Below are 15,957 nucleotides of genomic sequence, written 5' to 3' on the forward strand. Positions count from 1 at the left end.
GGACTGTGCCAAACGTCAAGCGCTTGCGGGCTCGACCCGCCGTCAGGAATCATGGACACCGCAGTCTCAGCCTTCGTTCCGATACTCGTGTTTCTCCCCTTTTAGCGTAACGTCTGCTGGATGGTGATCCGGCGGTCGCTGGCGCCCACCGAAGTACCAAAGGATCGCTTGATAATATTAGATTACGCTAATCGTTGCGTAGCTACCGGAACGCACAGAGAACAAAAACCCTGTGGGACCGCCAGCCCTGCCGGGCCTCAGTTTCAGTTCATTGGAGGGTGCTCGCGGCTTTTTCCAAGGCTTTCGGCGGCCAGATCATCATGATCGACTCCTGTGTCAGCGTTCGCCAACATGCGGCCAGGGCAAAAAGGGGATGACGACGATGTTGCATGTTGCCGCGGCGGGCTCACGACCAAGGTCACGCGCTCGTCGAGGCCAAAGGCCGACCAGTCGATCTCGTCTTGACTGCCTGGCAGGCACATGACAGGAAGCCTGCCATGTGCAGCGCGCTCATCCGTCAGCTTGTCGAAAGCCAAGCCGCTAGAATTCAGCCGCCAGGCCAGCTCTAGCGGCAACGCGCCGGAGATCGCGCGGTCGGAATAGCTGTCGACGACCGTCCAGCTTTGCTTCTCGGCATGGAGGCGGCAGAGCCCCAATTGATCCTCGATCGAGGCGTCTCGCTGATTGTCCGATGAGTAGCGGGCGTAGAACGCGACCTTCTTGCGGCCGCCAGGGTTCAAGAAAGCCGCCGTCGTTTGAGCGGCGGTGCCGGCGGCCGGGACTCCGGCCTCTGGCAGTTCACGCGTGAGTCGCGAAGCAGGGCCTGGACGTCGGTTTGAGAAGGGCTCGATTTGTGGCCTTTGGGTTTATAAATGCGGTAAGGTATGAACTTGACTATGGTTTAGAAAATTCTTATAGTGTAAACCATGAGTGAAGAATTCCCAGGAAAGCTAAACCGCCTGCAACGCGAACTTCCCGAAGGACTGGTCGTGGATTCAGCATGGTTGAAGGAGCGCGGCTACTCCGCCCAGCTTTGCCGAAAATACGTCACTAACGGCTGGCTGGAGCGCCTGGCTCACGGCGTCTATCGCAAGCCCGGCGGAAAACTCCTATGGGAGCATGTCGTCATATCGCTGCAGACCCTGCTGATGAAACCGCTCCTTGTTGGCGGGGGCACGGCGCTGTCACTCCACGGATTTTCCCACTATCTCAGGCGGGAAGAGAAGGAGGTTCACCTCTATAGCCCCGACGAGGCGCCAACTTGGCTGAAAAAGCTCCCGCTGCAAATCACGTTCGTTTATCACAACAGCGAGGCCCTGTTTCGCAATGAGCCTATACACTTCGGGCTTACCAGTCTGGCGTGGAACCTCAAAGACGGCAGCCATATCAGCGACGACAATATCCACGGCGGCTCTTTCCGGGTCATGCCATGGGGCCAGTGGGAATGGCCGCTGACGCTTTCAACGCCTGAGCGCGCCGTCCTCGAAATGCTGGACGGGCTGCCCGGCCATGAGAGTTTCGACCAGGCCGACAAAATCATAGAAGGGCTCACCACCCTCAGCCCCCGGCGGCTGCAGAAGCTGCTCCTTGATTGCAAGAGCATCAAGGTTAAACGCCTGTTCTTCTTCTTCGCCGACCGCCACAATCACCCGTGGCGCAAGCACCTCAACAAAGAGGCCGTCGATCTCGGAACCGGCAAGCGGATGCTCGTGCCGGGCGGTCGCCTTGACCCCACCTACCTGATCACCGTGCCGGAGGAATTATATGCCGGTCAGTGAACAGTACCGCCAGCAGGTCGCCTTGCTAATCCAGACGCTCCCGGCTGTGGCCCAGGAGAAGGATTTCGCCCTCAAGGGCGGTACCGCCATCAATCTGTTCGTCCGCGATATGCCGCGCCTGTCGGTCGATATCGACCTGACCTTCCTGCCGGTTATGCCGCGGGATGAATCGCTGGCCGCCATTGAGGCTGCGCTTCTGCGGATCAAGATACGGATTGAGGACTCAGTCGCAGGCTCGCGCGTCTTTGAAAGCCGCCAGAACGACGGTAGCCTGACCCGCCTCGTCGTTCAGGACAGGAACCGTACGCAGATCAAAATCGAAGTCACGCCCGTTCTGCGCGGCTGTGTTTTTGCCCCGGAAATAAGGTCGGTGTCGGCAACCGTGGAAGATGAGTTCGGCTTCGCGGAGATTCAGGTGGTCTCGTTCGCGGACTTATATGCGGGTAAGACCATGGCGGCCCTCGACCGGCAGCACCCCCGCGACCTTTTCGATATCAGGGATTTGCTGGCCAACGAGGGGATCACCGACGATTTGCGCCAAGGGTTTATCGTCTATCTCATCAGCCATGGCCGCCCCATCGCTGAAGTCATCGCCTCCGGTCAGAAAGACATTGCGGCCGAGTATGAGAAGAACTTTGCCGGGATGACCGAGGAGGATGTACCGCTCGCCGAACTTCACGCCACGCGGGCGCAGCTTGTTGAAATCTTGATCGGCAGTATGCCCCAGGCGCATCGTGAATTTCTGGTCGGTTTCAAGAAGGGCAAGCCTGACTGGGAAAAGCTCGGATTGGCCGGCGCTGCGGAGCTGCCGGCGGTGAGATTCAAGCAGCAGAACCTTGATAGGTTGAGCGCGGAGGCGAGGGCGGTCTTAACTGAACGTCTGGCAACAGTATTGGGAATCGGTGATAAGTAATCACGTGGTCGCACTGGCCTGCGCCGCCGTCTGATGTGAAGCGAGCCCGAAATGCGGGCTCGGACTACGGCTGGGATGCCGGGCTGCCTGCGTTTGAGCGCTTCACGTTTTAACCTAATTTGGCCTTCGAAAAGGGGGGCAGTATGGATGTTCGCCTTCGTTTCCCCCTCGGAAACCCTATTGTGCTGGCCGATAGCTGGCCGCTTGAAGGCTATGGTGCCGTCATCGAGTTCGACCGCACGGGAGAACAGGCAACGGCTATTATCGTGACCTTCCGGGATCAGCCAGTGTCCCTGGCTCCCAAATTACGGCGACGCCTGAAAAGACGGAGAAGGCGCACATTCATATCCGTGGAGATTTCGAGACCCGCGCGTCTGCCATTGTGCGACGCCTCAGCGAATACATCAGGCTCGACGTACCCCGACATTCCACCGCGTTTGATCTCTGCTCGGTTGCAATGGTCGCAGCAGGCCCGAAAGCGTCGAGCCTTACCCCGGCTGCTGAACGCCCAATCCAGCGACCGAAAGGCTTGGGCGCCGGGCGATCTTCGGCCCCTGAAAATATTCCGAGATCGCGGTGCGCATGCAGGACCGGGTCCTCATTAGCTCGCTGACCTGATCAATCTGATGGCGCTGCTCCAGCATCTGCTCCCCGTCGAGCGCGAGTACCTGTGCTGTCTCCACCGTTTTCTCCGCCATGAAACGCAGCCTTGAGATATCGCGGCCGAGGCTCGAACCACTATGGAACATAACCGCCACGGAAGGCTTCCCGTCCCTTCCGGCGCGGCCGAATTCCTGCAGCTGTTCTTCGACCGATGCCGACTGCTGCCAATGGATCACGAGGCGGACGTTCGGGACGTCGAGGCCCATGCCAAAGGCCTTGGTGTAGATGATCTGGTCGACGACCGGCCTGCTTTGCCCATCATAGATCTCCTCCAGCTCTGGCCCCACGATCATATCGCTGGGCGGAAGGAGAGCCGTCCACCGCATCAATTGCCGACCGACAGCTTACTGCGCTTCCGTTATCGTTAGCGGACATTCAGGAATGTAACTCTGATCGGCTTCTCGGGAAAATTGGAAGAGACAGCCTTCAATGTTCTGACTCAGATCTGATAACGGTTCGTATCCTCTCGGGCGCCGTTACACGAGATAAGAATGGGGCCAACATCCCGCACTCAACAAGCCATTTCTCAATCCACTGGATTTGGGCAGCGGCATCCGTCCCTTCCTACGACGTCCCGCGCCAAACGTCCCGATTTAGCCGGTGGCGGCGCCATCTGAACTCAGGTAGTGCGAGCGAAAAAGCTCTTTGCCAGACTTAGCATCGACCGCTACAGCCGAGATAGATTTTTGTCGCTCATTTCAACCTCCGCCCATTCCAGGAATTGCGCATGCACTGCCATCGCCATTGAATTCGTCGCGCGCGTGCCTGGCGTATTTATTCTCATGGTTCGGTTCTGCTCGAAGCCTGCCTCGTCTTTGAATTTCATCTCAACGTTGATCGTCATTATTGCTCCTTGCTTCCTTGCATTCTCGAAATAGCGAGAGGCAATTTCAGGTTTGAACATTTGGTCGGCAAAGCTGTGGGCTATCCCGCCGGCCAGACCGACGGCGATTTCAGCGAGTTCCTTTGCCTTGTTCTGATGGTCCGGGTGCCAGGCGTCCTTTCGCTCCAGATTGCCATGAAAATAGAACCCCCTTTGCGCTACGAGGTATTCGATCATGGTCAGAGCGGTGGGATGCTGGGCGATCAATTGTTTGGCATTCGACCGCCGATGGATGGGGTCGGTATTGAAGTCATTCATTGCGGCCTCGACGATGGCCCGGAATTGATCGTTGCTGTGCATCGCCTGAACAAGCTGAACAGTCTTGAACTTTCCGCCCCCATAGAGCGCTTCGCAAAGCAAGAACGCATAGCGGAAGGCATCAATATACTCTTCAGCGATAAGCGCCTCGCGGGCGAGGCCCGCCATATGGGATACGAAAGAGGGGTCGTCGCCGCTCTCTCCTGCAAAAAAACGCCTAGGCAAGCATGCTGAAGGCGAAGCGCCGTTTGCGTGCTGCTTTGGAGACGTTGAACTTGCTGAGCTTGATCTCGTCGCGTTCCTGCTCGGTCTTACCGAGGAAAGTAACCTCGACGTTGTCGAGGCGAATGTCGAGTCCCTGATAGCCCGCCTCATTGCTGGCTAGGTTTACGGAGCCGATGCGGGATCTGCAATTTTCGTGGGGCGAGGCGCTCTGCGGCCGAACAATTCAGAAAGGAAAAGAGATTCGCCATGGTGAGCTCGCCGCACACTTGGTCATAGATGTACCTTCACTCCGGAGAAAGTCACGTCCCCTCTGAGGATAGGAGTCTGGCGTTCCAAGCAGCTGGATTCCGTGTGCCTTACGCGCCGCCGGTCTAACGTACTCGCGTCGGTCATACCGTTCGCACGTCAGTTCAGCCGGCCTTTGTCCCTAGGCCAAAAGCAACAGTTTGCTCCGGCGGCTCTCAGATTCTGCTCAGCTCTCATAGCACGTCAGTTTGTCGTCAGGTCAGCCAAGCTACGTTCCGCTCAAGGGAGCAATGGTTGTTAGGTGATGCTGAAGGTGATTGCGACCTCCCGACTGCGAGCGAAAGGTATTCGAGCGTCGGCCCGGCCAAGGGCCTGCTCGATTTACCGATCGGACAAGGTGCTTGCTTCAGAGCTCCCGGGTTCGGTGCCCTAGGCGCGCTTTGGGGTGAGCGGCGACCATGTTGGCTCGCCTGTCGTTGCTCCACACACTTTAGGCGATGCGTTGTTGCCTGGATCGGAGACGAAACATGACCAACATCGGCCGGACGGGAAGATCGCGCAGCGGAGACACTCCAGCCGGTGGCGCCCCGGACGGCAGGTCCCGCGCCGCATCAGGTCACGCCGCGGCAGAAGGCGGAAACGCGTTCAACTCGATTGTCGAGGGGATGCACCGCGAGCCGCAGGCTAGCGAAGCTTCCTCCAGCCGCGTCGCAGGCCGCGGTGATGATACCCCGCAGGACCGGTCCGCGCGCCCCGTTGGTCAACCACGACTTTTCGCTTCCGCATTGCGCGGAACGGGCATGACGCGGCGCCGTTTTCTTTTGGCGCGAGAAGGTGAAGCAAGTCAGGAAGAAAGCGCTTTGCGTTCTGACGGTGAGCCGGAACGCGGTGATCATGCAAGCGAAAGTTCTTACGCTCCGGTCCTGTCGCATCGACAGACCACGTCCGATAGGAACGCCGGGCCAGGAGAGCGACGTGCCGACGATGGCGTAGAAACCAACATCCGTCTTGGAAGCGAGCAGCGGTCTCATGGGCAAGGACGGCAAGCGGGTCCTTCGCGTTCGGATGCCGGATCGCGGCGCAGAGATGGCGTCACCGAAAGCTCACACACCTCCGCCCCGTCGCATGGTCGAAACCCATCCGGCATGGAGGCCGGGCCGCCACGCCGTGACGATGTAGGCGCGCGCGATAGCCGCCGCATGAAGTCCCAACGACTTGAAGAGTCGCAGCAGCAATCAGGCGCTTTGCGGGCCGAGGGCGGGCCCTCGCGCCAGGCGCAGCGGTCCGGACGCGCGAACACAGCCGGATTGCCACCGCATAGACAACCTGCCGATTTGCAAGTGGGACGGCATTCCGAAGCAGCCCCGCAGCGCGCGTCTCGCGCAATGTCGAGCAATCTGTTCAACAAGGCTCTCGATGACATCGGCCGAGCTCGGGACATCGTTCAATTCTCCTGTGCGGTGGTGCGCCATAGCGGCTTGCTGCGGGACCAGGAAGAGCAGGCAGCATTCCTGCAAGGAGCCGCTGTTCAATTCACTCGCCAGTTTCTGCCAAACTGGGAGCGGGATATCCGTGAAGGAGAATCGTTTGGATATGCGACCGTGTCCAACGCAGTCAGCCGCGAGCCTGGAGGCGAGGCGGGCATGCAGGCCTGCAGGGCCATGGCAGCCAAGGTATCGAGGTCTACCAGCGCCTTAAGCGACCTGGATCCCAGCGCGTTGCCACTGTTTTCCTTGTCGTTCGGTCGATATCCCCAACTGGCGGAATGCCGCGACGGCACAATCAGGATCGCCAAGTTCTGCAGCAACAACCGCGCAATGCTTCGCAAGCTGGACGCTCGCAACATCGCGCTGCTGGTGAACGGCTTCAGCAAGTGGCCTGACCAGCCAGGGTGTGGCGACGGCACTTTCGCAGTTGCTGGTGAGGTTCTTCGCCGCGCTGAGACGGAGGGATTTTCCCAATTCAGTCCGCAGAACCTGACCAATCTGGTCAATGGCTTCAGCAAATGGCCGAAACAAGCGGAGTGTCGGGACGCCACCAGCGCTATCGGCACCGAGGTGACGTACCTCGCGGACCGGGCCAATCGGCTTTCCGATTTCGAACCGCAGGGCCTGGCGAACTTGGTGAACGGTTTCAGCAAATGGCCGAGCCAGGCGAAGTGTCGGAAAGCCACTAGCGCTATCGGCACCGAAGTGACGCGCCTTGCAGGCCGAGCCAAGCGGCTCTCCGATTTTAGCCCGCAGGGCCTGTCGAACCTGGTCAATGGCTTCGGCAAGTACCCGGAAGAACAGGATTTGCGCCAAGCTGTGGCGGACATCGCCGCCGAGATCGTTGGCCGCGCCGGCAAGCTCAATAGATTTCCACATCAAGAGTTGGCCAATCTGGTGAACGGGTTCGGCAAATGGCCCGAAGAAATCGACATGCGCCATGCTACTGTTGCCATCGCCGGCGAGATCGTTGCGCGTGCCAAAGAGCTCGGCGGATTCACTGATCAACATCTGGCGAACCTGGCGAACGGTTTCAGCAAGTGGCCCGAACAGACGCGCGAGGCGACGGTTTCCATTGCGGGCGAGATCGTTACCCGAGCCGGCTCGCTCAACAGATTTGGGTATCAAGAGTTGGCCAACCTGGTGAACGGTTTCAGCAAGTGGCCTGACCAGCAGAAGACGAGCGAGGCGACCATTGCCATCGCAAGCGAGGTCGTTGCCCGAGCCGGAAAGCTCAAGGGATTTGCGAATCAAGAGTTGGCCGATCTGGTGAACGGTTTCAGCAAATGGCCGGAACAGGCAAGCACGCGCGAGGCGATGATTGCCATCGCCTCTGAGCTCAGTCGCGCCGCCAACCGATTGCGCGGTTTTCCTGGTCAGGAGCTGGCCTATCTGATCAATGGCTTCAGCAAGTGGCCGCAAGAGCCAGGCATGCGCCAGGCGGCGGTCGCCGTCGCCGGGGAGATCGCCTCCCATGCCGACAAAATCAAGGGATTTACCCATCAGCAGCTGGCCATACTGGTGAACGGTTTCAGCAAGTGGCCGCAGGAGGAGCGAAATCGGCAGGCCACGGCCGCCATCGGCGGCGAGGTCCTTCGCCGCGCCTATCACACAAATGTCGGGCTCTCCGACTTTGCTCCGCTGAGCCTGGCCAATTTGGTGAATGGCTTCAGCAAATGGCCGCAAGAGCCAGGCATGCGCCAGGCTGCAGTCGCCATGGCTGGGGAGATCGCTTCCCGCGTCGGCAAAATCAAGGAATTTAGTCATCAGCATCTGGCGGTCCTGGTGAACGGTTTCAGCAAGTGGCCGCAAGAGGAGCGCAATCGGCAGGCCACGGTCGCCATTGGCGAGGAGGTCCTTGGCCGCGCCGATCGCCCGGATGTCGGGCTCTCCGAATTTACGGCGCAGGATTTGGCGCTCCTGGTGAACGGCTTCGCCAAGTGGACCCAAGAGCCGGTGTGTTATCAGGCTCTGGTGGAGATCGCCCGCGGTCTCGGCCCCAAGGGCCGTCGCTTCGGCGCGTTCGCGACGCCACGGCTTGCGATGGTCGCGAATGGTCTGGCGCGCGGTATCCTGCAGGGCGAGGAAGCCGGGGAGGTGGCCGAACCCGCTATGCTGAAGGAGCGGGTGCATCAGCTGGCGCATTATCTTCACTATGCCGAGGACCGGCTGCAGCAGGCCGATGTCCTGGCCATCGCCAACATCTTCAAGGCCCTGAGCAAGGCGCAGTTGTCCGACGATCTGGGTGTGCTGGCAAAGCCGGGGCTGGACCGGCTAGAGGCGCTGCGCGCAACGCCCGCCTTCGAGCGCGACAACAATCTGGAGACCATGGGCAATCTGTGCGCCGCCCTGCTGCCGCTGGCGCGCAGCCCGCGGCCGGCGTTGCGCTGGTACCGCAGGCCGGCGCTGAACCTTCTCAACGCCATCCAGCCGGTGGTGGAGCGCAAGATCGAGGCGCATCTCGAGGCAGGCCAGGCCGAGCGCGACAGCGGCGCCAATGCAAGCCGCTGCCCGGCGCTATCGATCTATCAGGTGCTCAAGACCCGCGCCGTGCTGGAGAAGCTCTACCGGCGGCCCTATGTCGAGGGCGACAAGCTCGCCTTGCGGCGCCGCCAGGAAGAGCTGCACGCCAAGACCAGCCAGATCCTGGACAGCGCCCGCGCCCTCATCGAGGCCGACCTTTCCAACATGAGCTGGAACCTGATCGCCGAGATCGAGGCGGAGGGGCCGCTCGACGCGCTCGACACCTTCATGGCCCAGAACGCGCCGAGCGTCCAGGCCCAGCATGCCGCCGCCGTCTTCGATGTCCATGGCGTGCTTGAGGCCATGGACCACGAGCCGCGGCCGCCGCAAGGCGATGCCGGACTGATGCGGCTGCCGGTGGTCGACATGCAGGGGCGGCCGCTGGCCGGCGAAGCGGAGCTGCGCTATTCCATCTTCCACCGCCTGACCTCGGGGGCTGTCAGGGTGGTTGCGGTGCAGCTGCCGGGCAAGCCGAGCGCCTTCATGCTGGCGCGCACGCTCAGCGTCGAGGGCGTGCCCTACCGCATGGACCTGTTCGGCGGCAGCAAGCTGAAGGCGCCGCAAAAGTCCCTGGCCCAGCTTGCCGCCCGCCTGCCCGGCGCGGCCGACGAGGCCACCGGCGGCAAGCTTTTGGCGATCCCCTATGCCGACACGGCGCCGGGGACGGCCTTCGAGCAGCTGGCGCGGGCCTGGGCGCCGTTCAAGGAAGCCTATTACTACACCCAGCGCCGCGGCTTTGCCGCGCCGCCGGACATCCCCGGGCTTGGTCCGCACGACTATGCGCTCGAAGGCGCCTTCAGGCTGTCGCTCCTGCCCGACCGCCCGGCAGGGGCGGCGCATCCCTTCAGGCTCGCCGGGCCGGACGGCCCGATCGCCCTGCGGCCGCATGACGGCTGCGGCTTCATCAGGGCCTCGCTGGCCGAGCGCATGCCGGCCATCGCCCGGGCCGTCCGCCCGGACGGCGCCGCGCCGGTGCGTGTCTTTGGCCAGGGCAAGCGAGCCTCGGTGCCGGCCTCGGCCCTGCAGCATTATCCGCGCAACGCAGCGGTGGCCGAGGAGACGCGCGAGAAGGCCGAGGCCTGGCTCGGCAGCCGTGAGCAGCCGAGGCTGACGGCCGAGGAGCTGTTTCGGACCGTTACCTCTGGCCACATCGATGGCCCGGGCGCCGTCGCCGTGCCGTCCGGCGACGGACGCCTTTATGTGCCGACGCTCAAGAGCGAGACCTTGACCGCCGATGGCGGCGTGCTTGTCGGGCGCTCGCCCTACGACAAGCCGAACCTGCGCCCGTTCGCCGCCGGCCAGGTCAGGTCGGCGCGCGACGGCGACGCGACCGCGGCGTTCCTGGACCGGTGCGTGGCCTTCCAGTACAGCTTCAACGTCGCGCATAAGTCGGGGGAAAGGCTTGCCGTCGACGATCCGACCTTGTTTGCCAAGGGCATCCTGATCGTGGTGCCCGACCGGATGTGGCCGGCCGCCTTCGCCGAGCGTTCGGTGGTGATGTCGGCCGAGGACGTCAAGTGCCATTCGCACTGGCTCGAGGGCAAGGACCGGGTCAAGGCCGACACCGGGCTCGACTGCGTCGGCATCCTGCAGGCGACGGAGGTGTTCGCGCCCGGCTCGCTGGTTGCGGTGCCGAGCGCCGAACAAAAGAAGCTCGACGGCGATTTCGACGGCGATACCGTTGTCATCGTCGGCGACCGGCCCAGGCTCTACGAGCATGTGCGCCAGTTCGATCAGAAGGAGCAGGCGCGCGGCCTGGCCTCGCTGAAGCCGCCGAAGTCGCACACGCCGGCCATCGAGAACGGCAGCTACCAGTTCAGCCGCTCCCGGCAGATCCTGTCGGCCACCCAGCAGGTGCTGGAGACCTACAGCTGCCTGCAGCGCAACGTCCTGGCGCAGCCGCTTGAAGCGCAACGCTGGTTTGCCGAGCGTGCCGTCTTCGGCACCTACGAGGGCATTCACCATGAGCTCAGGGCCGACATCCGCGTCCAACTGCACGCAGACCGGCCGGACGGCCAGACCATGCTGGGGCTCCTCGAGAGGGCCAGGCAGGACGGCGAGGCGGCCCGGCATCCGGTGGCCCGCGAACTGGCCGCCTTGCTGGTCAGCGAGCTCGAGACCTGGGCCCACCAGGGCAATGAGGAGCAGCCCAACGGGGAGCAGCCCAAGGGCGAGCCGTTGGCGCGAGCCACGGCCTCGACCAGCGCAACTGCTGGCGTCAGCGCCGCCGCCGGCGCGCTGTTTCCCGAGCTCGCCGAATCCTATCCAGCGGCCGCCGACGCCAGGGAGCGCGTCGAGCTCCTGCTCAACCACTGCCGGGCGCGCATCGATCCGCGGCCCGACGGCTACAACCCGCACGATCTGCATGAAAGCGCCATCAACCTGTTGAGCGTCGGCATTAAGGTCGGCACCGACGCCTACAAGTCCGACACCGGGGCGCGGCTGTTCATGAAGAAGAGCGCCGATCTGCAGCGGCTCCTGCAACAGGTCCCGGGCCTGAAGCCGGCGCCCTATGTCAAGGCGCTGGCGGCAACGCTGCACCAGGGCCGCTTCGACGTCGACGCCAGCCTGGCGGATCTGAAGGACAATCCGACACTGGCGGCCTCGGTCATGGAGGCCTCGATCAAGCTTGCCGCCGCGAACGGCATCCTGCCCAGCCCCTTGGGCGTCGCGGCCGCCGACGACCCCGCCGCCACGATCACGCTGAGCCGCGAGCAGGCCCTGGAGCGCGCCAGCCGCGCAGCCCAGTGCGCCGCGGCGGAGGAAGGCGCCATCACCGAGACCGCGCAGGCGGTCGCCGCGCTTTTGCGGCAGGCCGGCATCGAGGTGACCCTGCCGCATCTCGAGCAGCGCCTGCGCGGGCGCGATTCGATGGCCGACGAGCTTACCGGCCAGAGCGTGAGCGCCGCGCCCGAGGCCCAGCTGCTCACCAATGCGGTGCGTCATGTCTTCGAGATCCCGGACGCGGCCCTGACGCGCGCCTTCAAGACGGCCGTGCTGGCCTTCGAGGAGCGCGGCTGCAGCGAGGTCGAGACCACCAACTGGTTCAGGATGCGCACGCCGCGCTTCCTCGCCATCCGCGCCGTGTTTAGCACCCCGCAGGCCTATCGCTTCGAGGTCGAGTTCCATACGCCGGCCAGCTACCGGGCCAAGCTCGCCAACCACGACCTCTACAAGCAGATCGACTGGCTGCGGCGCCACCCCGGGCCGGACGCCGAGCAAAAGGCCTACGAGCTCGTGCAGCGCGTGCAGGACAGATGCCTCGAGGTCGCCATTCCCCCCGACGCCTCCAGCATCCCCCACTGGGGCTCGGCGGGCCACAGCCGGTCGCGGACGGCTGGGGCCTCCAGGTTGGCCACCGCCGACCGGGCAAGCCAGCCCGCGGCCGCCCGCTCGCCGCAGGCCGGCGCGATCATAGCCGCCCTCGGCATGCGCCCGGTCGTGCTGGTCGGCATGCCGAGCAGCGGCAAGTCGACCATCGGCCGCGAGCTTGCCGGCAAGCTGGGGGTGAAGTTTGTCGACACCGACAAGGAAATCGTGCGCAAGCACGGCAATCTGAGCGATCTGTTCGCGCGCCGGGGCGAGGCCCACTTCAGACAGCTGGAGGCCGAAGAGCTCGCCAAGCAGCTGGAGAAGGGGCCGATCGTCATCGCAACCGGCGGCGGCGGCTTCATCGAGCCCAACAATCGAGCCCTGATCCGCGAGAAGGCGGTATCGATCTGGCTCGACACCAACCCGCAAGTGATCCGCAGGCGCCTCAGGAACGACACCAGCCGGCCGCTGCTGCAAGGCCCCGACGGCGAGCAGAAGGTAAGCCGCATGTTCGACGAGCGCCGGCCGCTCTACCAACTGGCTGATATCACGGTGGTCCCGCCTTCCGCAAAGGACAAGGAGAACGCCGAGCCTTGCGTGAAGGCGCTCCACGCCTACCTGTGCGGCGGCGAGGACGCAGCCGCACAGACCCTTGCCAACGAGACCCCTGCTAACGAGACACATGCCAACGAGGCGCCTGCTCCTGAGCCGCCTGCCGCTGCCGAGACGCTCGCCGCTGCCGAGACCCTCCCCACTGCCGGGACATCAGCCATCTCCGACGCTCCCGGCATCGCAGTCGACGTGCCACCTGGCGTTCGGCCGACCGAGCGCCAGGCAGCCGGGCTTCCCCCGGCAGCCGCTGCAGCGCATCGGCTGGCGCTTGGCGCCACCCAATGGCTCCTGGACGACCATATCACGGCCGATTACGCCCTGCTTGGCGAGGCCTTGCACGGGGCCAGTCCCGACATCGCCGCCCGGATCCGATTGGTCGAGCCTTCGGTGACCCATCTGTTGCGCATGACCGAAGACGAGGCCGAAGCGGCCGCCATCTTCCACGGCATCGCCGGCGGCGGGGGCAATTTGGCGGACGCCAGGACCAACTTCGTGTTCCTTCCCCTCAACAATGCCGCGCTTGGCGAGCAGGGCACCCATTGGTCGCTGCTGTTTGTCGATCTGCGCGGCTCCCAGCCGCTCGCCTATCATTACGACTCCTCAGCCAGCCAAAACAGCGCGCTGGCACAAGAGCTCGCCGCAAAGCTGGGCGCCCGCTTGAAGCCGGTGCTGATGGCTCAGCAGGACAACAACTATGATTGCGGCGTCTTCGTCCTCGACGCCACCCGGGCGTTGACCGCACGCCTGGCTGAAGCCGAACCGCCCACCGGCCGGCCGCTCCACCTCGACACCCTCGTCGCCGACCGCCAGGCCTTGCTGGGCCGCCTCAGGCCGCTTATCGGCTCCGGTCCATGAAGCTTGCTGCAACGGTCGTGGCACCGCTTCAATCGCCATCATCCGCTGGTCAACCAGGCCGGAGTGTCGGCGAGACGGTTCGGTGTGGAAATCATGTCCGTTCTTGTTGCTCGCCGGCAACTCCCCGGTGAACACAAGATGACGACGTTGGCTGAACTGGCGACTCTAAACATTACAGCGCTGCGCTCCAGTCTGGAGCTCAATACCCCTGATACCGCAAGCGCTATGCCACCTTGGGATTTTGTCCCGGTCTCAGGCTCCCCGAGCTAAGGGGGTTGAACGAGAAAGCATCGTGCCCTGCTCGCAGAGTCGCCTCGACAGGCTGTGGATCTTGTAATCGAGCGCAGCGGTTTCCACCGACTTGCCGTGCTCTACTCTTTGCCGAAGGCCGGCACGCGGCCGAGCGATCTCATACGCATCGCATGTCCGCCCCACATGCTGGTTTCTGATGCCACACTGCCTTGCGATTTCGGTCATCGGTTTCGGCGGGACCAGATCGTAGAACTCGGCCCGCGTCATTCTCAGTACGTATCTTCCTCTCGTATAATCGCCAGCAACGTGAGCCAGCCTCTCGGCAAATTTAGACGCGCCTTGCCTTACCCACCTAAATGAAGATTTCGCGGATGCGCTCGGGTCGCGCCATCCATCAAAATGGAACGACACGGCGTAGAGGAATATCCGCCCTAATTTTTCTTACCCCAGGTAGCCTGGAAAGGACTTCCCGGTGGATCTCTTCGTAGCCCCGGATGTCCTTTACGCAGACGTATAGAAGGTAATCCGTCTTGCCGCTCACCGCATAGCATTCTTCGATTTCAGGATGCTTTCGCAGAGAATTTTCGAAGCGCTCGACCGTGTGTGAGCTAATGGCCTCCAACTCGATCCGGACCGGGATTTTGCTACCGGTTGTCAAATTTCTCTCTCCGGTTTTTCCAACTTAAACACCTCATGGAGTCAGCCGCGGTTTCAGTGGGATCGAGCCGCGGTGAGAAAACCGCCGTGCGGGGTTGACCCACGCTTTCTGTTCGAACCCAAACTGCCGACGACAGAATGTTCGCGCTTTCCAGCCGACCATCTCCCTTTGAAGTTGCGCGAAGACCCCCGTATAGCCAGGCCTACACCTGGCTTGCAAGTCGCCCGACGATTGCCCGCGCAAACACGTCGTACCTAGCACAAGTCACAATCCGCGAATTCACGTCGAATGAGGACGTTGTCGCGGGGGCGAATATTCCCTTTGGCCATCGGGGCGCACAGATGACGGCCCGGATTGCGGGAATGGGGGCGCAATTTCATCTCGCGCCTGGCTGCAACCTCCTCGGATCATGAATACAATCGCCCTATTGAGAACGAGGGGCCAAAAGCGTAGCGATGGATGACCAGCCAGGGGCAATTCCAAGAAAACTGAGCAAGGTTTTCCGTCCGCGGCGTTCCGCTGAAGGGGTGACGTGGTCATGAAATGACCTGCTGACCACCTCGACATCAGCGTGCCGCGGCTCCAGCGAGCCGATCGCCGATATCGCCAGAGGCGACCAGCGGTCCCGTCTGATCCGAGCTGCTCGCAGCGTCGGCGACGAAGGCCTTGGCACAGATTGCCAAAATGTTTGATTTGGCCAGCACTGTTGCCGCGTGTCTTGATGTCGCCATTGGCCGGGCTTCGGGGCGGTCGCGCTTCGCCAATCCTGTCGACGTCGGTAAGCCATCGCCCACATTCGCAGATCCTACTCGCGTTATCAGATCGCCCGCGATTGCCACCACGCCGCAGCGGCCCGGGCGGCGGCCTTGTTTCGTAAGCGGGCTTCGCCGCGCCGCGGTTCCTCCTTCAATCGCTCCACTCACACCGAACTCGATGCTGCCAGAGGCAAAATCCTGCGGCTCTGACGATGCCTGTTCATGATCGGGACCGGCTGCCGTCATCCTGCTGACCGACCTGGAACCGGCGCAGATCGTCCGCTGACGCCGTGTCCGGCGACCGGCCCAAGGAAGGTCGCGAACCCGGGCGTCTCCTGACGGGGCTGGCGCGGGGTCATCTCGTCGATCAACCGCTGCTGAAGCGGACCGGCCGCAAGGGGTCGGGCCTGCTACCTGTAAGCACCAGAGCAGCCCCGGTAGGAGGCAGCACCCGCTTGGTGATGCTCGCGCTTAGATCGAGGCTAACACGCCGATTTAGTCTAGCCAGCCGATGCGCGCAAAGGGTAGGGGACCTAT

Annotated in this window: 7 protein-coding genes and 1 pseudogene; 3 read left to right on the forward strand and 5 right to left on the reverse strand. The window is 62.7% G+C overall.

Features of this window, described 5'->3' with window-relative positions; all coding sequences use genetic code 11:
- Positions 1–575 precede the first annotated feature (575 nt).
- Positions 576–740 (reverse strand): annotated as a pseudogene (locus tag ABID26_RS05570) (recombinase family protein); the annotation flags it as partial.
- 186 nt (positions 741–926) lie between these two features.
- On the opposite strand from ABID26_RS05570, the gene ABID26_RS05575 reads away from it, so the two are divergent.
- Entirely contained in the window at positions 927–1,778 is an 852-nt protein-coding gene (locus ABID26_RS05575; RefSeq protein ID WP_354414292.1) for a type IV toxin-antitoxin system AbiEi family antitoxin domain-containing protein, read from the forward strand.
- Complete coding sequence (locus tag ABID26_RS05580) at positions 1,765–2,691, forward strand: nucleotidyl transferase AbiEii/AbiGii toxin family protein (protein WP_354414295.1); 927 nt, start codon at positions 1,765–1,767, stop codon at positions 2,689–2,691. Before ABID26_RS05575 ends, ABID26_RS05580 begins: the two co-directional genes overlap by 14 nt.
- 488 nt (positions 2,692–3,179) lie before the next feature.
- Here ABID26_RS05580 and ABID26_RS05585 read toward each other — a convergent pair whose 3' ends face one another.
- From ABID26_RS05585 to ABID26_RS05595, 3 genes are all read right to left on the reverse strand, one after another.
- Complete coding sequence (locus ABID26_RS05585) at positions 3,180–3,641, reverse strand: helicase-related protein (RefSeq protein WP_354414298.1); 462 nt, start codon at positions 3,639–3,641, stop codon at positions 3,180–3,182.
- Positions 3,642–4,021: 380 nt separating this feature from the next.
- Positions 4,022–4,663, reverse strand: coding sequence for a hypothetical protein (locus ABID26_RS05590; RefSeq protein WP_354414300.1), 642 nt, complete (start codon positions 4,661–4,663; stop codon positions 4,022–4,024).
- Positions 4,664–5,577: 914 nt separating this feature from the next.
- Positions 5,578–5,997, reverse strand: a complete 420-nt coding sequence (locus tag ABID26_RS05595) for a hypothetical protein (protein ID WP_354414303.1) — start codon at positions 5,995–5,997, stop codon at positions 5,578–5,580.
- 354 nt (positions 5,998–6,351) lie between these two features.
- Here ABID26_RS05595 and xopAD point away from each other — a divergent pair, with 354 nt between their 5' ends.
- Positions 6,352–13,755, forward strand: coding sequence for a XopAD/skwp family type III secretion system effector (gene xopAD, locus ABID26_RS05600; protein ID WP_435528546.1), 7,404 nt, complete (start codon positions 6,352–6,354; stop codon positions 13,753–13,755).
- A 646-nt stretch (positions 13,756–14,401) separates the two neighbouring features.
- Here the strand turns inward: xopAD and ABID26_RS05605 are convergent.
- Entirely contained in the window at positions 14,402–14,665 is a 264-nt protein-coding gene (locus tag ABID26_RS05605; RefSeq protein WP_082044423.1) for an Lrp/AsnC ligand binding domain-containing protein, read from the reverse strand.
- Positions 14,666–15,957: the final 1,292 nt, after the last annotated feature.

It is taken from the genome of Mesorhizobium shonense (assembly GCF_040545255.1).
GTDB lineage: Bacteria > Pseudomonadota > Alphaproteobacteria > Rhizobiales > Rhizobiaceae > Mesorhizobium > Mesorhizobium shonense.